Annotated in this window: 21 protein-coding genes and 1 riboswitch; of the genes, 6 read left to right on the forward strand and 15 right to left on the reverse strand. The window is 65.4% G+C overall.

The window, feature by feature from the left end:
• Positions 1 to 114 precede the first annotated feature (114 nt).
• From LFT46_RS05975 to LFT46_RS06025, 11 genes are all read right to left on the reverse strand, one after another.
• Positions 115 to 819, reverse strand: coding sequence for an ABC transporter ATP-binding protein (locus LFT46_RS05975; protein ID WP_236821576.1), 705 nt, complete (start codon positions 817 to 819; stop codon positions 115 to 117).
• A 2-nt stretch (positions 820 to 821) separates the two neighbouring features.
• The gene (locus tag LFT46_RS05980; protein ID WP_236821578.1) at positions 822 to 2,276 is read right to left on the reverse strand and encodes an ABC transporter permease; all 1,455 of its coding nucleotides are present in this window, start codon (positions 2,274 to 2,276) and stop codon (positions 822 to 824) included.
• Between the two features lie 363 nt (positions 2,277 to 2,639).
• Entirely contained in the window at positions 2,640 to 3,326 is a 687-nt protein-coding gene (locus tag LFT46_RS05985) for a hypothetical protein (RefSeq protein ID WP_134166000.1), read from the reverse strand.
• Between the two features lie 87 nt (positions 3,327 to 3,413).
• Positions 3,414 to 3,656 carry a transposase gene (locus tag LFT46_RS05990; protein ID WP_442863675.1) on the reverse strand — a complete coding sequence of 81 codons (243 nt, stop codon included), beginning with the start codon at positions 3,654 to 3,656 and terminating at the stop codon, positions 3,414 to 3,416.
• Between the two features lie 37 nt (positions 3,657 to 3,693).
• Positions 3,694 to 5,091 (reverse strand): IS30 family transposase, encoded by a 1,398-nt coding sequence (locus LFT46_RS05995; RefSeq protein WP_168225705.1) that lies wholly within the window; start codon positions 5,089 to 5,091, stop codon positions 3,694 to 3,696.
• Complete coding sequence (locus tag LFT46_RS06000) at positions 5,051 to 5,680, reverse strand: IS3 family transposase (protein ID WP_236821579.1); 630 nt, start codon at positions 5,678 to 5,680, stop codon at positions 5,051 to 5,053. The genes LFT46_RS05995 and LFT46_RS06000 overlap by 41 nt, the downstream gene beginning before the upstream one ends.
• Positions 5,681 to 5,718: 38 nt before the next feature.
• The gene (locus tag LFT46_RS06005; RefSeq protein WP_208324301.1) at positions 5,719 to 6,045 is read right to left on the reverse strand and encodes a helix-turn-helix domain-containing protein; all 327 of its coding nucleotides are present in this window, start codon (positions 6,043 to 6,045) and stop codon (positions 5,719 to 5,721) included.
• Between the two features lie 275 nt (positions 6,046 to 6,320).
• Positions 6,321 to 7,415 carry a substrate-binding domain-containing protein gene (locus LFT46_RS06010; protein ID WP_236801504.1) on the reverse strand — a complete coding sequence of 365 codons (1,095 nt, stop codon included), beginning with the start codon at positions 7,413 to 7,415 and terminating at the stop codon, positions 6,321 to 6,323.
• Between the two features lie 49 nt (positions 7,416 to 7,464).
• On the reverse strand, positions 7,465 to 8,748 hold the full coding sequence (gene mmsB / locus LFT46_RS06015) for a multiple monosaccharide ABC transporter permease (protein WP_236821580.1): 1,284 nt from the start codon (positions 8,746 to 8,748) through the stop codon (positions 7,465 to 7,467).
• A gap of 44 nt (positions 8,749 to 8,792) precedes the next feature.
• Entirely contained in the window at positions 8,793 to 10,352 is a 1,560-nt protein-coding gene (mmsA, locus tag LFT46_RS06020) for a multiple monosaccharide ABC transporter ATP-binding protein (protein WP_236801506.1), read from the reverse strand.
• Between the two features lie 131 nt (positions 10,353 to 10,483).
• The gene (locus tag LFT46_RS06025) at positions 10,484 to 11,674 is read right to left on the reverse strand and encodes an ROK family transcriptional regulator (RefSeq protein ID WP_142130729.1); all 1,191 of its coding nucleotides are present in this window, start codon (positions 11,672 to 11,674) and stop codon (positions 10,484 to 10,486) included.
• 237 nt (positions 11,675 to 11,911) lie between these two features.
• Between LFT46_RS06025 and LFT46_RS06030 the strand changes: the two genes are divergently transcribed.
• The gene (locus tag LFT46_RS06030; RefSeq protein ID WP_236821581.1) at positions 11,912 to 12,766 is read left to right on the forward strand and encodes a nitrilase-related carbon-nitrogen hydrolase; all 855 of its coding nucleotides are present in this window, start codon (positions 11,912 to 11,914) and stop codon (positions 12,764 to 12,766) included.
• A 4-nt stretch (positions 12,767 to 12,770) separates the two neighbouring features.
• On the opposite strand, the gene LFT46_RS06035 is transcribed toward LFT46_RS06030, so the two are convergent.
• A complete protein-coding gene (locus tag LFT46_RS06035; protein WP_236821582.1) occupies positions 12,771 to 14,378 on the reverse strand; it encodes a PucR family transcriptional regulator in 1,608 nt (535 codons plus the stop codon).
• On the reverse strand, positions 14,368 to 15,603 hold the full coding sequence (alr, locus tag LFT46_RS06040; protein WP_236801511.1) for an alanine racemase: 1,236 nt from the start codon (positions 15,601 to 15,603) through the stop codon (positions 14,368 to 14,370). The genes LFT46_RS06035 and alr overlap by 11 nt, the downstream gene beginning before the upstream one ends.
• 99 nt (positions 15,604 to 15,702) lie before the next feature.
• Between alr and LFT46_RS06045 the strand changes: the two genes are divergently transcribed.
• Positions 15,703 to 17,229, forward strand: a complete 1,527-nt coding sequence (locus LFT46_RS06045; RefSeq protein WP_442863676.1) for an amino acid permease — start codon at positions 15,703 to 15,705, stop codon at positions 17,227 to 17,229.
• Complete coding sequence (locus tag LFT46_RS06050; RefSeq protein ID WP_236801512.1) at positions 17,226 to 18,962, forward strand: flavin monoamine oxidase family protein; 1,737 nt, start codon at positions 17,226 to 17,228, stop codon at positions 18,960 to 18,962. The genes LFT46_RS06045 and LFT46_RS06050 overlap by 4 nt, the downstream gene beginning before the upstream one ends.
• Positions 18,963 to 19,023: 61 nt before the next feature.
• On the opposite strand, the gene LFT46_RS06055 is transcribed toward LFT46_RS06050, so the two are convergent.
• Both LFT46_RS06055 and purU read right to left on the reverse strand, forming a co-directional pair.
• Positions 19,024 to 19,551 (reverse strand): gamma carbonic anhydrase family protein, encoded by a 528-nt coding sequence (locus tag LFT46_RS06055; RefSeq protein ID WP_236801513.1) that lies wholly within the window; start codon positions 19,549 to 19,551, stop codon positions 19,024 to 19,026.
• A gap of 110 nt (positions 19,552 to 19,661) precedes the next feature.
• On the reverse strand, positions 19,662 to 20,522 hold the full coding sequence (gene purU, locus LFT46_RS06060; protein WP_236801514.1) for a formyltetrahydrofolate deformylase: 861 nt from the start codon (positions 20,520 to 20,522) through the stop codon (positions 19,662 to 19,664).
• A 43-nt stretch (positions 20,523 to 20,565) separates the two neighbouring features.
• A riboswitch (ZMP/ZTP riboswitch) is annotated at positions 20,566 to 20,651 on the forward strand.
• Positions 20,652 to 20,798: 147 nt separating this feature from the next.
• Between purU and glyA the strand changes: the two genes are divergently transcribed.
• The 3 genes from glyA to LFT46_RS06075 all read left to right on the forward strand — a co-directional run bounded on the left by glyA (position 20,799) and on the right by LFT46_RS06075 (position 24,122).
• On the forward strand, positions 20,799 to 22,097 hold the full coding sequence (glyA, locus tag LFT46_RS06065; RefSeq protein ID WP_236801516.1) for a serine hydroxymethyltransferase: 1,299 nt from the start codon (positions 20,799 to 20,801) through the stop codon (positions 22,095 to 22,097).
• Positions 22,098 to 22,100: 3 nt separating this feature from the next.
• A complete protein-coding gene (locus LFT46_RS06070; protein WP_236821583.1) occupies positions 22,101 to 23,003 on the forward strand; it encodes a bifunctional methylenetetrahydrofolate dehydrogenase/methenyltetrahydrofolate cyclohydrolase in 903 nt (300 codons plus the stop codon).
• Between the two features lie 144 nt (positions 23,004 to 23,147).
• Positions 23,148 to 24,122 carry an ABC transporter ATP-binding protein gene (locus LFT46_RS06075; RefSeq protein ID WP_236821584.1) on the forward strand — a complete coding sequence of 325 codons (975 nt, stop codon included), beginning with the start codon at positions 23,148 to 23,150 and terminating at the stop codon, positions 24,120 to 24,122.
• The last annotated feature ends 19 nt before the right edge of the window (positions 24,123 to 24,141 follow it).

Consider the following 24,141-nt stretch of genomic DNA (forward strand, 5'->3'; position numbering starts at 1 on the left):
GCCATCCTGTCACAGGGGCGTGGAAGGAATGGGGAAGTTCCGGCCGCCCGGAGAAGGAAACGAAAAAGGGGCCAAAGATGCAGCGCGTGCACCCCTCTGGCCCCTTCGATCGCGTCAGGCGGTGGCGGCCACCGCCCGGCCCCGCACCGGCTCTTCCGTCAGCTTGCCCTGCTGCAGGCGGAAGCGGCGGTCGGTCTTGTTGGCCAGGGCCCTGTCGTGGGTGACTACCAGGATGGTGGTGTTGTGGTCGCGGCTCAGGGAACTGAGGAGCTCGATGATGTGATCGCCGGTCTGCTCGTCCAGGTTGCCCGTGGGCTCGTCGGCGAGGATCAGCTGGGGCTCGTTGGCCAGGGCACGGGCGATGGCCACGCGCTGCTGCTCGCCGCCTGAGAGCCGGTTGATGCGCCGTTCGTGCTTGGACGGATCCAGCTGCACCTGCTCCAGCAGTTCCTGCGCCCGCTGGAGCCTGGCACCCTTCCGGACCCCGGCAAACTCCATGGGGAGCATAACGTTGTCCACGGCGGAGAGGTTGGGGATCAGGTTGAACTGCTGGAACACGAATCCGATGTCCCGGCGGCGGTACTCGGTCAGCTTGCTGTCCGGCAGGCTGGCCAGGCTGACGCCGTTGACGACGACGTCTCCGCTGGTGGGCTTGTCCAGCGCGCCCAGGAGGGACAACAGGGTGCTTTTGCCGCTGCCGCTCTTGCCCACGATCGAGGCGAGCGTTCCTTGCTCCAGGACGAAGCTGACATCATTCACCGGCTTGATGGTGCGGTCCCCGGAGTTAAAGGTGCGGACCAGGTTCTTTACTTCAATCATGGCTATTCTCCTCGCAGGACTTCGATGGGACGGATTCGCGCCGTGAGCAGCGCGGGCACCAGGGCGCCGATGATGGCGACGGCAAACACGGCCGCGATGCCGCCGGCGATGACACCGGGCGACGCGCTGGCGGTCACGGAGTTCAGCAGCTGGGAAGCGCCGCCGAAGGGCCCACCCTGTCCGCCGCGAAAGCCCCCTGCACCGGCGGCCTCGCCCGGGAAGCCGCGGCCGGCGGTGGCAGAAGCCGTGGTGCTGTTGCTGCTGATCAGGGCGGAGGCGATGCCGCCACTGGCGAAGGAGGCCATCGCTGCGCCCACTGCGCTGCCCAGGGCCGCCAGGACCAGGGCTTCGAGGACGAATTGCAGCCCGATGGTCCGGTTCGGCGCCCCGATGGCCTTCAGCACACCGATTTCGCGGCGGCGCTCGCGGACCAGCATCACCATGATGAGCAGGATGATCAGGCCGGCGGTGCCCAGGGCGGCGATGAAGGCGATGAAGGAGATGTTCTTGACGCTGTCCAGGGAGCTGACGGCGGTCTGCAGGTTCTGGCCCTGGGTGACGTCAGCCTTGTCGGTGCCCAGGGCGGCCTGCAGCGCCGTCTTGGTGGAGGCGACGTTGTCCATGGAGTTGACCGTGACGATCATGCTGGAGAGTTCACCGGGCGTGCCCGCAAGGGTCTGGGCGGTGGGTAGGGTCACGTACACAGCGTTATTGCCAAAGGCGGTGCCGGCGTCGAACAAACCGGAAACCGTGTAGGTCTGGTCGTTGATAGTGAAGGTGGACCCGACGGTGAGATGGTTCTTCTCTGCCAGCGAGGTGCCGAGCAGCGCGCCCGTGGATGATGCCGCATAGTCACCAAGACCGGAGCCCTGGGTGATGTTCAGTGCCTTGCCCGTGGTGTCCACCTCGGCGCCGATGCTGGTGGCGGTGATCGGCAGCGACCTGGGCTGCTGGGTGGTCCCGGTGGATCCCGTGGTTGCGTTGGCCTGCTGGTTCCGGCTGCCCAGGGTGCCTGCATCGACTGCGGCTGTGAGGCTGGTCGTGAGGGTGGCGGCTGACTGCCCGCCGGGGCCGCCCTGGCCGGCCTGTCCTCCTTGACCGGCCTGGCCAGTTTGTCCCGTCTGACTGGCTGACTGCGCAGCAGCAGCGGCCGCGTTCCGCAAACGCAGTGAGGAGGCTCCGACGACGGCACTGACGTTGGTAACGCCGGCCGCGGTGGTTGCCTGGGCGGCGGTGAGCGGCTCGCCACCGCCCTCGAAACCCTGCCCGCCGGCAGGGTTGACGGTCAGGACGGTGCCGACGGAGGCATTGAGCTCCTGGACTTTCGCTCCGACCGCCTGGTTGGCCACCAGCATGGCCAGGGCCAGGCCAATGGCGACGGCCAGCACTGCAACAACGGCTGCGGTGCGGACCTTGTTTCTGAAGGCATTGCCTACGCTTCGGGCAAGGACGCTCACGTTACTCCTATGACTCAGGTGCCGGCGCGGAAGGCCGGCTTCGCATCAACCCTCGCCGGGCATCCTGTGCAGGCATCCGGCCGAAGCTGTGTTTGGGCTGTGAGGGTCGTTGCCGCCTGGGCAGGACGCAGGAAGGCCCGGTCCCAATGTGAACCGGTCCCCGAAAGTTGGACTCGCAAATGTGCGAGTCCAACTCTAGCGGTAAGCGGTTGGCCCTTTGCTAAAGGCTCCGTCCCTTCCTGGTCGGAGCCTTTTCCGTCCCATGCTTCGGTGGCCGAAGTTCCAGACTGGCTGCTTCAGAGGCGAGTACCCAAATTTTCTGCCATTTGTAGACCCCTCGCGTTGTCGCTGTGTGTAGATGTATTAGCTCCGGGTGGTGAATTGGACTTGGACGTGCTTGAGCTCCGTGCGCGGAAGCACAGCGGTCACCACGCCGCCGCCGGACAGCTGGGCTCCGATACCGTAGACGAACGGGTCTGTATCAATCTCTGCGCCGGGCATGTCGACTCCGTTGATAACGGTCCTGGCCTGGCTGTTGACCATCCGGGCGGTTACTGAGGGTGCGTGCTGGTCCCACGGGTTGCTGCCCGGCCAGAGCTCTTGCCGGTATTGGTTCATGAGGATGTGGTTGACATGGTCAGCCAACAGGCTTCGAACCGAAGAGCGCTCGGATGGATCGCGGTGCCAGGTGGTTCGCACGGCCTCCTCAACTTGCGGGTAACGCAGGCGCTCCACGTACTCGATCAGCCAAGGGGGCCGCGGCCATGGCGGAACTTCCTCGATCGATCTGCGTGTCTTCTCGTTGAGGTCTGCGAGGTTTACCGGGTCTGAGCGGTCATCCGGGTTTCGCCAGAGCGTATAGGTGATGCTCGCCGTCATCTCGTTGTACCCACGATCATCTTGGCCATAGGTCACACCAACGCTGTCGGTGTCCTCCAATGACGGTTGGGGGATGAGCCCCATCACGGGAATGGGCATGAGTTTCAGGCGCTCGGCCCATCCAGCCCGCGGGTCGGGAGCGTCTGCGGGGAGAATTCCAGCCCCTCTCATACCCCGACTATGAACCACGCGAGGGTGCCTGTAAATGGGATTGAGTTTCAGCCCCCAAAGTCCCGGTGAAGGTTCGCTATGAGGGACCTATGCCGCAAGCGTCTGAGCACGATACTGTAGCGGGCTCAAACCCTTGAGCTTGGTGGAAATTCTTTCGGTGTTGTACCAGTGGATGTACTCGTGCAAGGCCGCTGTTAGGGCCTCGGTGTTGAGGAAGCGGACGTGATGGAAGAGTTCTTCCTTGAGGTGCCCAAAGAAGTTTTCCATCACGGCGTTGTCGAAGCAGTTGGCTTTGCGGGACATCGACTGCACCGCACCGGCCTCCGCCAAGAGCGTGCGCCAAGAGTTGTGCTGATACTGGGCGTATTCAACCGGTCGAAGCAACAGTTGCTATTGGGACTGAGCTTAGCTGGTCCGCGAAGGCTTCCGCTGGAGTGCGCCATCCTAAGACGCCGCGCGGCCGGTTGTTGATGATGTCGGCGACAGCTTGGATCTCTGGAGTGCTCCAGCGAGAGATGTCGGTGCCTTTCGGGAAGTACTGCCGAAGTAGCCCGTTGAGATGTTCATTGCTCCCGCGCTGCCACGGGCTCTTCGCATCGGCAAAATAGACCGGCAACCCGATTTCCTGCGTCAGAAGGGCGTGCGCGGACATCTCCTTCCCACGGTCCCACGTCAGGGAGCGGCGCAGATCCGCCGGCAGCACCTCGAAGGTCCGGACGAGTGCGTTCTTCATCGTGACCGCCCCGTAGCCAGCCAATGCAGGCCCATTCTTTGTCGGCTTGACCAGGCCGTAACCCTTCTGCCGAGGCAGATGAACGAGCATGGCGAAACGCGTCGTGCGGTCGATCAGAGTCGCGATCGCTGACCGGTTGAGACCGATGATGAGATCTCCTTCCCAGTGGCCTGCGACTTTCCGCTCGTCGGCTTCGGCGGGTCTCTTCTTCAAGGTTGTGGCGTCGGTGACATGCGCCCAGGCTTGCTGACGTGTTCGCGCTCTTGGTGTGCGTTTCGTGCGCCCCCGGCGCAGGTGCCACGCCTGCTGCCTGGTCAGTCCGCCCCGGCCCGGAACGTAAAGGGCTTGGTAGATCGCTTCGTGCGAGATCCGCATCGTTGGATCATCCGGGAACTCGACCGGCAGACGTTTCGCGATCTGCTGAGGGCTCCACCCCCTCACCCATTCGCGGTCCTCCCTATGCGGTTTGTTCTTCCCGTCCCAGACCGGGCCGACCGGCCCCAAACGTTCTCCTCCGCCGGCTCTGACGTGTCCGCTGAGCTTGTCGTTGACGTAATCGCGGAGGCCCTCGTTCGTGATCAGCTTCGCGGTCTTTGGACGGCGGGCTCGTCGTTCGGCATGCCACTGCGCCGTCGAGGCCTTGTAGTCCAAGCGGTACGTTCTCGTCGACGCGTTCCGACGCAGCTCCCGCGAGATCGTAGAGGGGCTTCGCCCCAGCCGGCGAGCGATCTCCCGCACCCCGCAGTCTTGCGCACGCCACAGTGCGATGTCCTCACGGTCGTTCGAGGACAGATACCGCCCGGACAGTGTCGGGGCCAGCTGAGGATTCACACCGCCAGCGTGCAGGAACCAGCGATGCGCCACCGGTTCTGACACGCCTGCCGCAACGCCGGCGTCCCGGGTCTTCGCACCAGAGGCGATCGCGACCCAGAACCGCACCCTGTCCTCGCGCCAAGCCACCGACGGCCGACCCGGCGAAGGGATCTGCCCCCTATACGCCCGTACCTGCTTCTGACGATTGCGAACCGACATCCAACACCTCCGTGACCAGGTGTTGCTTCGACCGGTTGAATACGCCCTGGAATCCCTGGTCGGAGTGAACGAGGGGTTTCCGCCCGTCCGCTAGCGTGGCCAAGGCGCTGCGCAGCGAGGCGTTGGTCAGCTCCAAATTGGGGGACCTCCCGATGGCATAGGAGATGATCTGCCGGTCAAATAGGTCCATGATCGGTGAGAGGTAGAGCTTCCGGTCACCCACGCTGAACTCGGTCACATCGGTCACCCACTTCTGGTTTGGGGCATCCGCTTCGAACTGGCGATTCAGCAGGTTCGGGGCCACAGCGCCCTGCTCGCCCTGGTACGAGTTGTACCGCTTCCTGCTCCGGACCTTGCAGACCAGCCGCAGGGAACGCATCAGCTTCAATACGGTCTTCTTAGCGACCGTCCACCCTTGCTTGAGCAGTTCAATATGGATCCGGCGGTGTCCGTACCGGCCATGGTTCTTCTCGAAAATCTCCGTGACAGCGGTCTTCAGAGAAGCCCGTGGATCTGGGCCTTGGAGGCGGGACTGGTGGTAGAAGAACGTGGACCGGGCTAACCCGGCTACGTCCAGGAGAACTTCCAAGCGGTGTTCAGCCCTGAGAGCGATGACAGCGCGGACCTTTAGCGCTGTTCCCCGTCCCTCAAGGCGTTTACTTTTCCCAGAAAGGCAACCTCTGCCCGCAGGCGTTCGTTCTCACGGCGCAGCCGCTCTACCTCAGACTCAGGTTTCCTTGCCGTCCCAGGATTCGTCTTCGGACGGCCCTTCGGCTTGGGCCGCAGCCCGTCCTCGCCTTCGGTCCGGTACTGACGCGCCCACTTCTCGAGCAACAGTGGAGAGGACAGCCCAAGCTCTTTCGCCAGGGCGACTTTGGGCTCACCCGCGCGGTATCGCTGCACAGCATCGAGTTTGAACTCAAACGAGAACACCGGTCGTGTCGGCTTCGCCACCAGCGTCGTACCTCCGCGCGTCCGCCATCGACCATACAAACGTTTGATAGCACCCCTACCTACCCCGAGTCGGGTCGCTACCGCCCAAGCACCCCAACCCGTTTCAAACAACGCTACCGCGGCCTCGCGCTGCTCCACGGACAACGAACTTCTCCCATGCATAAAACTGCTCCCCGAAAGTCAGAACTGATTTCTCAGTCCAACTTTCGGGGAGCAGTTCAATGGGACCGGGCCTTCCTGTTTGCCGGCTTTACCCGGCGGTTTTCAACGCTGTGTTACTTGGTGATCGGGCCGAGTACGGGATCGTCCTTGTAGGCCGTCTTGACGTTGGCGGAGGTCACGATAACCGGCTCCAGCAGGTAGGCGGGAACCACCTTGTTGCCGTTGTTGTAGGACTTGTCGTCGTTGACCTCAGGCTTCTTGCCTGCCTGCAGGTCCTTGACCATGGTGATCGCGTGCTCAACGAGCTTGCGGGTGTCCTTGTTGATGGTGGAGTACTGCTCGCCTGCCAGGATGGACTTGACCGACTCAACCTCGGAGTCCTGGCCGGTGACTACCGGGATCGGCTTGCCGGCGGCCTTGACGGAGGTCAGGATCGCACGGGCCAGGGTGTCGTTGGGGGACAGGACGCCGTCCACGTTAGCGGTGGTGTAGCTGCCGCTGAGCAGGGTGTCCATGCGGCGCTGGGCGTTCTCTGCCTTCCAGCCCTGGGTAACGGCCTGCTCGAAGCTGGTCTGTCCGGAGACAACCTTGAGGGTGCCGTCGTCGATCTTGGGCTTCAGCACGCTCATGGCGCCGTTGAAGAACACCTTGGCGTTGGCATCGTCAGGCGAACCGGCGAACAGTTCGATGTTGTACGGACCGGTGGGCTTCTTTGCCTTCATTCCATCCAGCAGTGCCTGGCCCTGGAGCACACCGACCTTGTAGTTGTCGTAGGCCACGTAGTAGTCCACGTTGTCGGTGTTCAGCAGGAGGCGGTCGTAGGCGATCACGGTGGCGCCGGAGTCCTTGGCCTGCTTGAGCTGGGTGCCCAGCTGGGAGCCGTCGATGGCGCCCACGATGATGACCTTGGCACCCTTGGTGACCATGGCGCTGATCTGGTTCTGCTGCTCCGAAACGCCGCCGTTGGCGAACTGGACGTCAGCCTTGAACCCGGCGCCACTGAGGCCGTCGTTGAACAGCTTCTCGGCCAGGACCCAGTTTTCACTGGTCTTCTGCGGAAGGGCGACACCGATGGAGGAATTCTGGTCGAATCCTGCGGCGCTGCCGCTGGAGCCGCCGCTGGGCTCCGAGCGGCCGCAGCCCGTCAGCGCCAGTGCTGCGATGGCAGCAACCGCTGCGGCCTTTCCTGCTTTACCAAACATTTGCATTGTTGGTTCTCTTTCTTTGTGTGATGGAACGGTATTCAGGCTGCAAACTTCAGGCTTCCCTGGCGATCGCTTCCTTGGTGGAGGTGGTTTCGTCGGGCTGGATGGGGTTGCTGGGCCCGGAAGTGGGGCGGTTCATGTTCCGGGTCAGCATGCCGATGATGGACCGCTTGCCCTGGGTCTTGTTGTAGACGTCGAAGGCTACGGCGATCAGGAGCACCAGGCCCTTGATGATCTGGGTGAGGTCGGCACCGACGCCCAGGAGCTGCAGGCCGTTGTTGAGCACTGCCATGACCAGGCCACCGATGATGGAGCCGACCACGGTGCCCACGCCGCCGGTCACGGCCGCGCCGCCGATGAAGACTGCCGCGATGGCGTCCAGTTCCCAGCCGACGCCGTCGAACGGGCCCGAGGCGGTGGAGCGGCCCACGAAGATCATGCCGGCCAGGCCGGCCAGGATGGACATGTTCATCATGACCAGGAAGTTGACCTTCTTGGACTGGACACCGGAGAGTTCGGCTGCGTGGCGGTTGCCACCGACGGCGTAAACGTGGCGGCCCAGGATGGTGCGGGACGAGATGAAGCCGTAAATCAGCACCAGGACGGCCAGGATCAAGCCGGGGATGGGGAAGGATGTGCCCGGACGGCCGGTGGCGAACAGGTACGTGGCGTAGAGGATGGCGGCGCAGATGAGCACCAGCTTCAGCACGGTCACCCACATCTCGGGTACTTCGGCGCCCAGCGCTTTGGCCCGGGCACGGGAGCGCAGTTCGCCCCACACCACGAAGACTACGGCGGCGATGCCCAGCAGGAGTGTCAGGTTGTTGAACCCGGTGTCGGGTCCCACCTCTGGAAGGTAGCCGGAACCGATGTACTGGAAGTCGGTGGGTACCGGGATGGTGTTGGACTTGCCCACGAACTGGTTGAAGCCGCGGAAGAGGAGCATGCCGGCCAGGGTCACGATGAAGGCCGGGATGCCAACATAAGCTGTCCACCAGCCTTGCCAGGCGCCGATGACGGCACCGAGGACCAGGCCCAGGAGGATCCCGGCCCACCAGGGGATTCCCCAGTCGCGGAGGGCCAGGGCGACGGTGACGCCGACGAATGCGGCGACCGAGCCGACGGAGAGGTCGATATGGCCGGCGATGATCACCAGCACCATGCCGATGGCCAGGATCAGGATGTAGGAGTTGCCGTTGAAGAGGTTGATGACGTTGCCGGGAGTCAGGGTCCGGCCTTCGGTGGCGAACTGGAAGAAGATGATCAGGGCCACGAGGGCGAAGATCATGCCGAATTGGCGGGTGTTTCCGCCAAACAGCTTTTTGAGGGCGTTCATGGTGTCAGTCCTTGTGTCCGGAAGGTTCTGGATGGGCCAGAGGGTCAGGCGGCTTTTCGGGTGGCGGAGGTCATCAGCTTCATCAGGCTTTCCTGGCTGGCCTCTTCTTTGGTCAGGACACCGGTGATGGCGCCTTCGAAGATGGTGTAGATGCGGTCGGACAGGCCCAGGAGTTCGGGCAGCTCGGAGGAGATGACGATGACTCCCTTGCCCTGGTTTGCCAGTTGCTGGATGATCCCGTAGATCTCGTACTTGGCCCCGACGTCAATGCCGCGGGTGGGTTCGTCGAGGATCAGCAGGTCCGGGTCGGTGAACATCCACTTGGCCAGCACAACCTTCTGCTGGTTGCCGCCGGACAGCTTGGCCACGCCTTCCTCCACGGACGGCGTCTTGGTACGCAGCGACTTGCGGTACTGCTCGGCCACGGTGAACTCCTGGTTGGGGTCCACTACCGAGTTGTGGCTGATCTTCTTCAGGGCGGCTGACACGGTGGTGGTCTTGATGTCATCAAGGAGGTTCAAACCCAGCGACTTGCGGTCCTCGGTGACGTATCCCAGTCCGGCGTCGATGGCCTGGCGGACGTTCTTAAGGACGATCTCCTTGCCGTCCTTGTAGATGTGGCCGTCGATGAAGCGTCCATAGGAGCGGCCGAAGACGGAACGGGCCAGCTCGGTGCGGCCGGCGCCCATGAGCCCTGCGAAGCCCACGATTTCCCCGCGGCGGACGTAGAAGCTGGAGTTCTTGCAGACCAACCTGTCCTGGACTGCGGGGTGGCCAACGGTCCAGTTCTTGACCTCGAAGAACACTTCCCCGATCTTGGGGGTGTGTTCCGGGAAGCGGGATTCCAGGGTGCGGCCGACCATGCCCTTGATGATGCGGTCCTCGTCTACGCCATCCTTCTTCACATCCAGCGTCTCGATCGACTTGCCGTCACGGATGATCGTGATGGAATCGGCAATTTGCTCGATCTCGTTGAGCTTGTGCGAAATGATGATCGAGGTGATGCCCTTTGCCTTGAGCCCAAGGATGAGGTCCAGCAGGTGCTGCGAATCAGATTCGTTCAGCGCGGCCGTGGGCTCGTCCAGGATGAGGATCTTCACGGACTTGTTCAGCGCCTTGGCAATTTCCACCAGCTGCTGCTTGCCGACGCCGATTTCCTTGATGGGGGTGTCGGGGTCTTCCCGCAGGCCGACGCGTGCCAGGAGGTCCAGCGACCGCAGGCGGGCCTCGGCCCAGTTGATGACGCCCCGCTTGGTGGGTTCATTGCCCAGGAAGATGTTTTCCATGATGGACAGCTCGGGGATCAGCGCCAGTTCCTGGTGGATGATCACGATGCCGGCGTGCTCGCTGGCCCGGATGTCCCGGAACTGCTGGACCTGCCCCTGATAGACGATGTCGCCGTCGTAGCTTCCGTACGGGTACACACCGGACAGGACCTTCATGAGGGTGGACTTGCCGGCCCCGTTTTCGCCGCAAATAGCGTGGACCTCGCCGGCCTTTACCCGAAGGCTTACGTCCGACAAGGCTTTAACGCCGGGGAATTCCTTGGTGATGGACCGCATCTCGAGGATGACCGGGTCCGTGTGCGTGGTCTGGGACGTCATGAGCCCTAACCCTCCAATGCAATGACTTCTTTGTCCGGCCGGCAAAGCGCAGGGCCGTCTGAACCAAAAGTAAACTGGATCACAGCCATTGTCGTCAAGTCTTTAACGCAATTGCCGGATAACGAAATGGTCTAGGACTTCCGGATCCCCGCATGCTGGAAGACCAGCGCTGCTGCCCCGAGGGCCTCCGCGCGGTCGCCGAGCGAGGACATGGTCAGGGTGGTGGTTTCGCCGATCACGGGCACTGCATGCCGGATCAGGCCCCTCCGGATAGGGTCCAACAGGAGGTCCCCGAGGCCGGCCAGGGGACCGCCCACCACGATGACCTCGGGGTTGATTAGGTTGGCCACATTGCCCAGCGCGCGGCCCACGGCCAGGCCCGCATCGTCGACCACGCGGAGGGTGGCGGAGTCCCGGTTCAGGGCCTTGCGGACGATGTCAGCGGGCGTCAGGGGAGGGTCGTCGCCGCGGCTGAGGAGCTCGATCATGGTGGTGGTGGATGCAATGGTTTCCAGGCAGCCGCGGTTGCCGCAGCGGCACACCAGGCCCTGCTCATGAATGGTGGCATGGCCGATTTCGCCGGTGATCCCCACGTTGCCGTAATAGGGGGCCCCGTTGAGGATCAGGCCCGCGCCGATGCCGGATCCGATCTTCAGGAACAGCAGGTTACTGACCCCGGAATGCTGCCCCCAGGTCACCTCGGACCACGCGCCCAGATTGGCGTCATTGTCAACAAAGACGGGGATTCTCAAGGTTTCCTCAAGATGCTGAAGGATGTTGATGCCCACCCATTCGGGAAGGATGGCCCCCTGCGCCACCGTCCCGGTCCGGCGGTCGATAGGGCCGGGAATACCGACGCCGGCACCCACCACAGAGGACCGGTCCACGCCGCTTTCGCGCAGGAGTTTCTCCAGCAGGGCCACGGCCGCCTGGATGCCGTCATCCGCTTGGTGGCCCAGCGGGAGCATCACCGATTCCTCGGCGATGACGTGGTAGCTGAGCGAGGCCAGGACCACCCTTAGGTGGCGCCGGCCGAAGTCGATTCCGACGGCGACGGCGCCGTTGCTGTTCAGCCGCACGTTCAGAGCACGCCGGCCCGAACTGGTGATGGGTTCAGTGGATGCCAGGCCGGAGTCGAGCATGATTTTGACAATGTTCGAGACGGTGGCGGTGGACAGCCCAGTTTGCCGGGCGAGCTCCGCCTGCGTGGAGGGGCCGCCCATCAGAGTCTCGATAATCCGCTGCTGGTTCAGCTGCCGCAGCGCGGACTGGGACCCGGGATTCTTGGGCTTGCTCTTCGTTGAGCGCGGGGGTGCGGACATGCTAAGAACATTGCCCTATTGCTGCGCTTGTAGTCAAGAAGTTAACGCATGGCCGCCTGTGCAGTAGTGGACAAGCACCCGGCCCAAGGCAAGCGGGGCCCCCGTGCATTCTGTCCCGGACGCCAGGCTGGCGGGTCCAAACGACCCGGCGGACTCCCGGAAGGGCTGTCTAGGCTGGAAGGCAGAACACTTACGAACAGCCATTCCCCGCGGAGAGGCATACAGAAGGTGGTAACGATGCTGCTGTCCGTCCTGCAGGCGAATGCCGCGGTCCTGGACGTCGAGGCCAATCTCCGGACGGTGGATGATGCCGCACGCCGGGCTGCCACAGCTGGGGCGGACCTGCTGCTCACGCCGGAGTTGTTTCCGGTGGGCTACGCCCCGCTCAGGCTGCGATCCGAACTGGACCCGGCAAGCCTTCCCGCCATCCGTGCGCAGCTGGCCGACATCGCCCGCCGGAACGGAATTGCGCTCGTCTACAGCCTGCCCTCCGTCGCCGGCGGCGAAGCCGGCGCCTCCGCCCAAGGCCGCGACTGGCACATTTCCGCAACCTTGGTCGACGCTACCGGCACCGAGCTCCTGTCCTACGCCAAGGTGCACCTCTTCGGCGGCGAGGAGCGCAAGGCCTTCGTGGCAGCCGCTGAACCCCCCGCCGTCGTCACCTTCAAGGGCGTGCGCACCTCCCTGCTGATCTGCTACGACATTGAATTCCCGGAGGCCGCCAGGGCGGCAGCTGCCCGGGGCGCCGAACTGCTCCTGGTGCCCACCGCCCTGTCCATAGGCTTCGACGCCGTGCCGCAGGTGCTGATCCGTGCCCGCGCCTTGGAAAGCCAGCTGAACGTGGCCTATGCCAACCACTGCGGAATCGAGGACGCCTACTCGTTCGGGGGCGGAAGCGTCGTGGCCGGCCCCGACGGCGCGGTCCTCGCCTCCGGTGGCGGCGGCCCGGAACTGCTGTTTGCCCAGGTGGGCACCGAGACCGTACACGCAGCACGGGAAGAGGTGCCATACATGAGGGAGCGCCGGCCTGAGCTGTACCGGGAGTGGGAGGGGCGCCTGGCCGAGGGTGCCGATACCGCGGACGGTGCCTAAGCCGTTAGACAGCGTCAGCGGTCAAGGCGTCCGCGTACTGCAGCGCAATCCACAGCTCGGCCCGCACCTGTGCCTGGTTCAGGTCCATCTGCAGCAGCTCACCAAGGAGGCCGATCTGGCGCCGCACGCTGTTCCGGTGCAGCCCCAGCCGCTTGGCCGACCCGTCCCAGCTGCCGTTTTCGCTGAGCCACCCCTGCAAGACGGCCAGCAGCGGGTCCCGCCGGTCCGGTTCCAGCGCCAGGACCGGCCGCAGCAGCCTTTCGGCCAGCAGGGTCCCTGCGTCACGGCCCAGCAGCCCGGTAACGGACCAGGACACTTCATCGGCGCGTACACTGGTCCCGCTTCTCTGGACCTGGCTGCGCAGCGAGGTGGCGCGCTGGTACGCCGCCGGTAGGGCGGTGAGCTCAGTGGGTTCGCCGATCACCAGGCGCCACCCGAGCTTCTCCACATCCGCAAGCAATGCATCATCAACCTTGAGCCGGGTCACGGCCGCAAATCCGTAGTCCGTGATCTCCACCAGCTTGGTGTCGAACATCCGCCGCCACTGCAGGAGTTCCCGCACGGGACTGTCGCCGGCCGGCCATTCGGGCGCTTCCACCTTGATGCCCTGCACCACGCGCATCGGTGCGGAGCGCGTGGAGGACAGGCTTTGGGCCAGCAGGTCCTTGAGTCCGTTCAGGTGCTTGGTGCCGCCCGTGGTGAGGCTTTCGGGATGCAGCAGGACGGCGGTGGCCAGCTGGCTGGGAGCCAGCGACCCGCTGGTGCGCTGCCGTACCAGCAGCTCGAGCAGTCCGACGGCGGACTGGACCACGTTGTTCTGCGCGGGCGTCAGCGGAACGTCGGAGCCGAGGATCAGTGCGCCCAGGTTGGCGTCCTTGGTGCTGCGGAGGGGGTGGCCCACCACCAGGGCAGAGCCCGGCTGGTCGAATCCGTCCATTTCCACCCGCGGGCCGCGGCCGGACAGCAGCCGTTCCAGCATCGGTTCCAACAGGGAAAGGTCGACGGCGGTGCTGCCGCCGGCGCCGGTGCCGCGGGCCCGGACCCTGCCGTCCGCCCCCACCATGACCGCCCACACGGGCACCCGCTGGACCAAGGCGGCCAGCAGTTCGTGTTCGGGCTTGGGGGAGAGGACGGCCCGCATGAGCTGCCGGTTGGTCTCTGCCAGCTGCCGGAAAACCCTGGCATTGTCAGTTTCCAGGAGCTGCGAGAATTCGAGGCCGATGGCAGCGAACGGCAGCGACTCCGGCACCTCGAACAAGGTGAGGTTGTGCCTGCGGCAGGCGTCCACCACCACGTCGGGGGCGGCGTCGAAGTAGGGCCTGATGCCGAAGCCGAGGGCGGCCACCTTTGCCTCCACCAGCCGCCGGACGTAGGCATCCACCTTCGCGGGGGAGCCACCCTCGCCGAGGAAGGGCAGGCCGGCGGTGAGCAGGAACTCGCCCTCGGGAAGGTAGGGCGTGGGGTCCTCCAGCTCGCTGGGCTCCACCCACCGCAGCAGCTGCCCGCCACTGCCGCCGTCGTGAAGCGTCTTCAGTACCGGCGGCAGCTGGTCAAGGAACTGCTGGAGGGTGACGAAGCTCAGCCGCCCGGTTGCGGCGGGCTCAGCCGGCATGGCCGACGCCGGCGGGATCCGGCTCCTGGTAGTCGGGGCACTCGTGGGCGGCCGCCCCCGCATAGGAGCGCGGCAGGCGCGGTGCGATCCGGTTGATGATTTCGTCCCCATGGCTGCCAATGGCGGCACCCCAGTCGTCGGCGCTGGCGGCACCGGACGCGGGGTCGCCAAACAATACAGCGGTATCACCCACCTCAAAGCCGGTGCGGTCCGGCCCCAGGTCCACCATGAACTGGTCCATGCACACCTTGCCGATCACGGGCACCCGGCGGCCCCCGACGCTCACCACCGGGCGGCCGCTGATGCCTTTTGGAATACCGTCCGCGTAACCCAGGGGAATCAGGCCCAGGTAGCGCGCCTCATGCGTGATGGCCTGGTGTTCGTAACTGATCCCGGTGCCGGCCGGAACCTTCTTGATCATCACCAGCGGAGCGGTCACGCTGAGCGCGGGACGCAACCCGAAGTCCGCGGGAGCCAGGTAGTCGGCAGGGGCCAGGCCGTAGATGGCCAGCCCGGCGCGCACCATGTCGAAATGGAATCCGGGGCGGTCAAGGATGTTGGCCGAACTGGACACGTGCCGGAGTTCAGGGTCAAGTCCGGCGACTTTCGCCAGCCGGACTGCTTCCTCGAATTCCGCTACTGCGGCACTGTTCCCGGGATGGGCTGGGACATCCGCCCACGCCAGGTGGGTCCAGATGCCGCGCACCCGCAGGGCACCGTCGAGTTCGGCCCGGCGGGCCCGGGCAACCAGCCCGGCCCAGTCCTCCATGCGGGCGCCACCCCGGCTAAGTCCGCTGTCGAGTTCAAGATGTACGACGCCGGGGCGTCCCAGCCGCTGTGCGGCGGCTGCCAGCACCTCCAGTTGGGAGACGCTGCCAAGGGACAGATCGACGTCGTTTTCGAGGGCCTCGGTGATGGCCTCACTCGTCTGGGATGCCAGATAGAGCCAGGAAAGGATCGGCGCGGTGATGCCCGCCCTGCGGAGTGTGATGGCTTCAGCGAGCTGTGCCGTGCCCAGCCAGTCTGCGCCGGCCGCGACCGCGGCCTTGGCCACTTCAACCAGGCCGTGGCCGTAGCCGTTCCCCTTGACCACAGCCATGAAAAAGGGTGCCGCGCTGCGTTCTCTCAAGACCCGGACATTGTCTGAAATGGCGGACAGGTCGACGTTGACCTGCCCGGACAGCACCGCCGGCGCGGACTGTTCGGTGTGTGCATTAAGTCTCATGGTGGATCACTATAAGTCATTTTGCACCGGGTTGAGAGTTGCCTCACATGCCAACCTTGGGGAGGGGAAACCGAAAACTACTCTGAAGGGACGTCAACGGTGACTGTGCCTGTAACCACCGAAAAAACCTTTGCGCCGCGCGTCGGACGGCCCGGCCTCCGGGCCCAACTGCTGCGCCGTAAACCGATCGGCCAGATGATCAGCGAAGCCGGAAGCGGCGGGGGCGGCGGCGGGCTGGTGCGCAGCTTCGGCGTCCTCCAGCTCACCATGATCAGCGTAGGTGCCACCCTGGGGACCGGCATCCTGGTGATCCTCGGGGAATCCGTGCCGCTGGCCGGCCCGGCCATCTGGATCTCCTTCGTCATCGCGGGCCTGGCCGCCCTGCTCTCCGCCGTCTCCTACGCTGAAATGGCCGGGCTGGTTCCGGTGGCCGGCTCAAGCTACTCCTACTCCTACGCCACCATGGGCGAGGGCATGGCGTGGATCTGTGGCTGGTGCCTCGTCCTTGAATACGCCGTCTCCGTGGCAGCAGTAGCTGTGGGCGCCGGGCAGTATGTTAGCGAGGCGCTGGCCGCCTTCGGGCAGGTCCTTCCCGATGCCATGTCCCAGCCCCCGGGTGACGGCGGGGTGGTGAACATTCCCGCGGTGGCCATCGTAGTGCTGGCCATGGTCCTGCTGGTGCGCGGTGCACGGGAAAGCGCCTGGATCAACACCGCCATCGTCATCATCAAGGTGGGCATCCTGCTGTTCTTCTGCGCCGTTGCCTTCACCGCGTTCAACGCCGGAAACTTCGAGCCGCTGATGCCCATGGGTGCCGCCGGCGTCTCAGCCGCAGCTTCGCGGGTGTTCTTTTCCTACATTGGCTTTGATGCGGCCTCCACCGCCGGTGAAGAAGCCAGGAACCCCAAACGCGACCTTCCCCGCGCCATCCTGCTGTCCATGGTGATCGTCACCAGCATCTACGTCCTGGTGGCCGTCGCCGCCATCGGTGCCCGGCCCTGGGGCTGGTTCGACGGCACCGAGGCCGCCCTGGTCCAGATCCTGGAGGAGACCACCAACCAGCCCTGGATCGCCCTGCTCTTTTCCGTCGGTGCCGTCCTGGCCATCGCCAGCATCGTGCTCACCGTCCTCTACGGGCAGACCCGCATCCTGTTGTCCATGTCGCGGGACGGGCTGGTGCCCAAGATCTTCGGACGCGTCTCTCCCCGCACCGGCACCCCGGCCGCCGGCACCCTCATCGTGGGCACCGCCGTTGCGCTCACCGCAGGGCTGGTGCCGCTCGGCGCCCTGGCGGACGCCACCAGCATCGGCACCCTGTTCGCATTCGCGCTGGTCAACGTGGCCGTCATCTACCTGCGCCGCCACCGCCCTGACCTGAAGCGCAGCTTCCGGGTGCCGCTCTACCCCATGACCCCCGTGCTGGGCACGCTGATGTGCGCCTACCTCATGGCCAACCTCGGTGCCGAGACCTGGCTGGTCTTCGGTGCCTGGATGCTCGTGGGCATTGCCATCTACTTCGGCTATGGACGCCGGAACTCGAAGGTAGCGGCTCTCAGCGAGCTCGACTACCGTGAACTGACCGCCAAGGCCCCCAGCCAGGAACCTGTGAAAGCAGCACACTCATGACCATCGCCACCGAACTGCCCGCCTTCGACCCCTCCAGCACATCCACGCCGCCGGCGGATGCAGCCGGACGCGGCGCTGCGGGACAGGCAGCGCCCATCACCATGCTGAACCCCGATTTCCCGTTCAGCTACGACCACTACCTGGCCCACCCGGACGGGCTGGGCTCGGTTCCGCGGGAGCTGGACGGCACGGAGGTGGCCGTCATCGGCGCCGGCCTCTCCGGGCTGGTGACCGCCTATGAACTCATGAAACTCGGCCTGCGGCCCGTGGTCTATGAAGCGGACCAGATCGGCGGAAGGCTCCGCACAGCGGCTTTCCCGGCAGCGCCCGGAGTGGTGGCGGACCTGGGCGGCATGCGGTTCCCGGTCTCTGGCAGGGCCTTCTACCACTACGTGGACCTGCTGGGCCTGGAGACCCAGGACTTCCCCAACCCCCTTGCCGAGGCCACCTCCAGCACCGTGATCGAGCTGGCCGGCAAAAAGTACTACGCGGAAAAGTCCGGCGACCTGCCACCTTTCTTCCGCGAGGTGGCCGACGCCTGGAAGGCCGCGGTCAACGACGGCGCCAAGTTCGTGGAGATGCAGGAGGCCATCAAGGCGCGCGACATGGCCCGCATCAAGGAACTGTGGAACGAACTGCTCCCGCTCATGGACGAGCAGACCTTCTACGGCTTCATCGCCGCCAGTGAATCCTTTAAGAAGGCAGGGTTCGCACACCGGGAAGCCTTCGGCCAGGTGGGTTTCGGCACCGGCGGCTGGGACACCGACTTCCCCAACTCCATCCTCGAGATCCTCCGCGTGGTGTACACGGACGCGGACGACCAGCACCGGCTCATCCGCGGGGGAGCGCAACGGCTCCCCGAGGCACTGTGGCAGCACGCGCCGTCGGACCTGGTGCACTGGCCCGCCGGCACCTCCTTGGCCTCGCTGCACTCCGGTTCGCCCCGCGGCGCCGTGGGGAAGATCAGCCGGGACCCGGACGGCAATCTGCGCGTCCGCGAACGGTGGGGCCGCGAGGCCAGCTACCCGGCTGTGGTCACCACCTGCCAGTCATGGCTGCTGTCCACCCGGATCCACACCGAGGAGGCACTGTTCCCGGCCGAACTGTGGACCGCCATGGAGAAATCGCACTACATGCAGTCCTCGAAGACGTTTGTGATGGTGGACCGGCCGTTCTGGAAGGACACCGACCCCGAAACCGGCAATGAGGTCCTGTCCATGACCCTGACCGACCGGCTGAACCGCGCCACGTACCTGCTGGACAACGGTCCGGACCAGCCGGCCGTGATCCTGCTGTCCTACACGTGGAACGACGACGCCCTGAAGTGGCTGGCCCTGGACGCGGACGAACGCGTGGAGCTGATGCTGCACTCCCTCGAGCAGATCTATCCGGGCGTGGACATCGCCGGGCACATCGTGGGCCAGCCGATCACCGTGTCCTGGGAGGCGGACCCCAACTTCATGGGCGCCTTCAAGGCCAACCTGCCCGGGCACTACCGCTACCAGCAGCGGCTGTTCACGCACTTCAAGCAGGACAAGCTGCCCGAATCCCAGCGCGGCATCTTCCTTGCCGGCGACGACGTCTCCTTCACCGCCGGCTGGGCTGAAGGTGCCGTGACCACCGGATTGAACGCCGTGTGGGGCGTGGTGAAGCACCTGGGCGGGTCATCCGCGCAGGGCAACCCGGGTCCGGGCGACCTGCTGGACGAGTTCGGTCCGATCAGCCTGGATTAACCGATCAGCCTGGACTAGCGTGGGCCCACGCCCGCCGGGTTCCCTGGCCGAGCTTGCGAGGTTAGGGAGTGGGTGGGGAGAGCTCGCGGTGTTGCGCCGCGAGCTCCACGTAACGCGTCGCATTGGCGCGGACGCCGTCGAACTCCTCATCGGTGAGTTCGCGGCGCACCTTGGCGGGCACGCCCGCCACCAGCGAGCGGGGTGGAACCACCGTTCCTTCGAGCACCACGGCGCCGGCCGCCACCAGCGAGCCGGCGCCGATCACTGCGCCGTTGAGGACCGTGGCGCCCATCCCGATCAGGCAGTCGTCCTCCACGGTGCAGCCATGGACGACGGCGGCGTGCCCCACGCTGACGCGTTCGCCCACCGTGCAGGGGAAGCCAGGGTCGGCGTGCAGCACCACGTTGTCCTGCAGGTTGCTCCCCGCGCCTACCGAAATGGGGGCGGTGTCGGCACGGACGGAGACGCCGTAGAAGGCGCTGGAGTCCGGGCCCAGGGTGGCGTTGCCGATGATGGAGGCCGACGGGGCCACGAACGCTGTTTCATGGATGGCCGGGGCGTTGCCGGCGAAAGGGTAAAGAGGAGCCATGGCTTCACCCTAAGCCACCCCCGCCACCCAACTGACTCGCATTAGTTGTCGTTTTGCGGGTCGAAAACGACAACTAATGCCAGCCAGTTGGGTAGCTGAGGGGGAGTGGCCTAGTTGAAGACCACCGTGCGGTTGCCGTCCAGCAGCACCCGGTGCTCGGCGTGCCATTGCACGGCCTGGACCAGCGTGCGGCCCTCCACGTCGCGGCCCATCTGGACGAACTGCTCGGCGGTGCGGGCATGGTCCACCCGGATGACTTCCTGCTCGATGATGGGCCCCTCGTCCAGGGCTGCGGTGACGTAGTGGGCCGTGGCGCCGATCAGTTTCACGCCGCGCGCGTGCGCCTGGTGGTAGGGCTTGGCGCCCTTGAAGGACGGTAGGAACGAGTGGTGGATGTTGATGGCCTTGCCCGTGAGGTCGGCGCAGAGTTCATCGGACAGGATCTGCATGTAGCGGGCCAGGACGGTCAGCTCGATGTCGTGCTCGGCGATGAGCGCGCGCAGCTTGTCCTCCGCCTGCACCTTGGTGTCCTTGGTCACGGGGATGTAGTGGAACGGGATGCCGTAGAACTCGGCCAGCCCGGCCAGGTCCTGGTGGTTCGACACGATGGCCGGGATTTCGATGGGAAGCGTGCCGGAACGCTGCTGGAAGAGCAGGTCGTTGAGGCAGTGGGCGGAGGTGCTGCACATCACCAGGGTGCGCACTTTGTCGCCCACAGTATCGAGGCTCCACTGCATCGAGAAGGCCTCTGCCACCGGCTCCAGCGCGGCGCGCAGCTCTGACTTGGGGGCGGCCGTGGTCACCTCCACCCGCATGAAAAAGTTGCCGGTGGTGGGGCTGCCGTACTGCTGTGAATCCATAATGTTGCACCCCGCCACCAGGAGTGCTCCGGCCACCGCGTGGACGATTCCGGGACGGTCCGGGCAGGACAGGGTTACTACATACGCTTGGTTCAGCAGCTGTTCATTCACGCGTAATAGCCTACCCGCGCCGCGGGCGCCGGTTTTGGTAGGCTGGGACGGTCGCAACTGGCGTTGGGTGGCTAACCACCAGGGAGCGGCAATCACGAAGACCACGGATCGTACGCCTGGGCCGAGGGTCATGTTTTGCCGGAAAGTGGGGTTGCGCCCGCGCCAGCGCAGCAGCGCCATGCCGAGCTTTCACGCCCTGTCATCAACACGGTGCGGAAGCGCGCCAGCCGGTAGCCTGACCTAAGCAGTGCCCGTATCCCTAGCCAGGAGTTCTTCGTGACTACTACAGCCACCTCAACCACAGCCGTCAGCAACCAGCCGCTGGCTGAGCTCGACCCCGAAATCGCCAAAGTCCTTGAGCAGGAGCTGGGCCGCCAGCGCGGCACCCTGGAAATGATTGCCTCCGAGAACTTCGCGCCCCGCGCCGTGATGGAGGCCCAGGGCTCCGTCCTCACCAACAAGTACGCCGAGGGCTACCCGGGCCGCCGCTACTACGGCGGCTGCGAATATGTTGACGTTGCAGAGCAGTTGGCCATCGACCGGGTCAAGGCACTGTTTGGCGCCGAGTTCGCCAACGTCCAGCCGCACTCCGGTGCACAGGCCAACGCCGCGGCCCTCTCCGCCATGATCACCCCCGGCGACAAGATCCTGGGCCTGTCCCTGGCCCACGGCGGCCACCTGACCCACGGCATGAAGCTGAACTTCTCCGGCAAGCTTTACGAAGTTGCCGCCTACCAGGTGGAGGAAGACACCTTCCGGGTGGACATGGACAAGCTCCGCGAGCAGGCCATCAAGGAAAAGCCCCAGGTGATCATCGCCGGCTGGTCCGCCTACCCGCGCCACCTGGACTTCGCCGCCTTCCGCTCCATCGCCGATGAAGTGGGCGCACTGCTCTGGACCGACATGGCACACTTCGCCGGCCTCGTGGCTGCAGGCCTGCACCCCAGCCCGGTGCCGCACTCCGACGTCGTCACCTCCACCGTGCACAAGACCCTGGCCGGTCCCCGCTCCGGTGTGATCCTGGCCAAGGAACAGTGGGGCAAAAAGCTGAACTCCAACGTCTTCCCCGGCCAGCAGGGCGGCCCGCTGATGCACGTCATCGCCGCCAAGGCCGTGGCCTTCAAGATCGCCGGCACCCAGGAATTCAAGGAGCGCCAGGAGCGCGTCTTGGAAGGTGCCAAGATCATCGCCGACCGCCTGAACCAGGCCGACGTGGCCCAGGCCGGAGTCTCCGTTCTCACCGGCGGCACCGACGTCCACCTGGTGCTCGTTGACCTGCGCAACTCCCAGCTGGACGGCCAGCAGGCCGAGGACCTCCTGCACTCGGTGGGCATCACCGTCAACCGCAACGCCGTCCCGTTCGACCCCCGCCCGCCGATGGTCACCTCCGGCCTGCGCATCGGCACCCCCGCCCTGGCCACCCGCGGCTTCGGCGCCACCGAGTTCACCGAGGTCGCCGAGATCATCGCCACCGCCCTCAAGGCAGGCAACAGCGCCGACGTCGAGGCCCTGCAGGCACGCGTTGACAAGCTGGCAGCCGACTTCCCGCTCTACCCGCAGCACGAGCAGTGGTAACCAATGACTGAAACCACAACCGCGCAGATCCTCGACGGCAAGGCCACCGCCGCTGCCATCAAGGCCGAGCTGACCGAACGCGTGGCCGCACTCAAGGCCAAGGGCGTCACTCCCGGCATCGCAACTGTGCTGGTGGGCGCGGACCCGGCCTCGCAGCTGTACGTCTCCATGAAGCACAAGCAGTCCGTGCAGATTGGGATGAACTCCATCCAGCGCGAGCTTCCGGCCGACGCCACCCAGGAACAGGTGGAGGCCCTCATTGACGAACTCAATGCGGACCCCGCCTGCCACGGGTACATTGTGCAGCTGCCGCTGCCCAAGCACCTGGACACGGATGCCATCCTGGAACGGATCGACCCCGCCAAGGACGCCGACGGGCTGCACCCCACGAACCTCGGCCGGCTGGTGCTGAACGTCAACAACAAGATCACCACGCCGCTGCCGTGCACCCCCCGCGGTGTCATCGAGCTCCTGGAGCGCAACGGCTACAGCCTGGCCGGCAAGCACGTTGTGGTGGTGGGCCGCGGCGTCACCATCGGCCGCTCCATCGGCCTGCTGCTCACGCGGCGGGACGTCAACGCCACCGTGACCCTGACCCACACCGGCACCACCAACCTCTCCGAACTGCTGAAGCAGGCGGACGTGATCGTGGGTGCGGCCGGCGTGAAGCACATCGTCAAGGCAGCGGACGTGAAGCCGGGTGCCGCTTTGCTGGACGTCGGCGTCACCCGCGAGACCGATCCGGAGACGGGCAAGAGCCGCGTCTACGGCGACATCGATCCCGCCGCCGCCGAGGTGGCCGGCTGGATTTCGCCGAATCCTGGCGGCGTGGGCCCCATGACAGTGGCTCTGCTGATGACCAACGTGGTGGAGGCCGCGGAACGCGCGGCAGGCATCAGCCAGTAGGCACTGCAGACTAGTTCCGGCAGGAAGAAGTACGACGGCGGCACGGCACCTTTCCCAGGAAAGGCGCCGTGCCGCCGTCGGACGTTTAATAACGAAACTGCAAGCGTCCTTCCACATCCGCCCCGCCTCCACTAGTCTGCACAGGTGCACAACCACGCCCTGACGCCTGCCGGCACCCTGACCACGGGCCCGCCGTCCGGCACCGTCATCTCCGCCGAAAACCTGACCAAGACCTACGGTGATGTTGCCGCCGTCGACGGCATCTCCTTTGCCGTGCCCGCGGGGGAGTCCTTCGGGCTGCTCGGGCCCAACGGCGCGGGCAAGTCCACCACCATGAAGATGATCGGCGGTGTCACGCGCCGCTCCGCGGGGCAGCTCAGCATTATGGGGCTGGACCCGGACACCCACGGCCCTGAGGTGCGCGCGCACCTGGGCGTGGTGCCGCAGCAGGACAACCTGGACGAGGAACTGCGCGTACGCGACAACCTCCTGGTCTACGGTCGCTATTTCGGCCTGCCCATGAGCTACCTCAAGCCCAAGGCCGATGAACTGTTGGAATTCGCCCAGCTGACGGACAAGGCCAAATCCCGGGTGGACGCCCTCTCCGGCGGCATGAAGCGCCGCCTCACAATCGCGCGGTCCCTGATCAACGAACCGCGGATCCTGCTGCTGGACGAGCCCACCACGGGACTCGACCCGCAGGCCCGCCACATCCTCTGGGACCGGCTGTTCCGGCTGAAGGAGCAGGGCGTCACCCTGATCCTCACCACGCACTACATGGGCGAGGCTGAGCAGCTCTGCGACCGGCTGATCGTGGTGGACAAGGGCCGGATCATGGCCGAGGGCTCGCCCGCGGAGCTGATCCGTGAGCACTCCACCCGGGAAGTGGTGGAGCTGCGGTTCGGTTCGGAACGCAACGCCACCATCGGGTCGCAGCTGGAGGGCATCGGGGAAAGGCTTGAGGTGCTGCCTGACCGGGTGCTGATGTACGCGCACGACGGCGAGTCCGCGCTTGAGCAGGTATCGGCCCGCGGCCTGAGGCCGCTGACGTCGCTGGTCCGCAGGTCCTCGCTGGAGGACGTGTTCCTCCGGCTCACCGGGCGGAGCCTCGTTGACTGAATCCGGGGGATTGACTGAA

The sequence above is a fragment of the Arthrobacter sp. FW306-07-I genome, assembly GCF_021800405.1.
GTDB lineage: Bacteria > Actinomycetota > Actinomycetes > Actinomycetales > Micrococcaceae > Arthrobacter.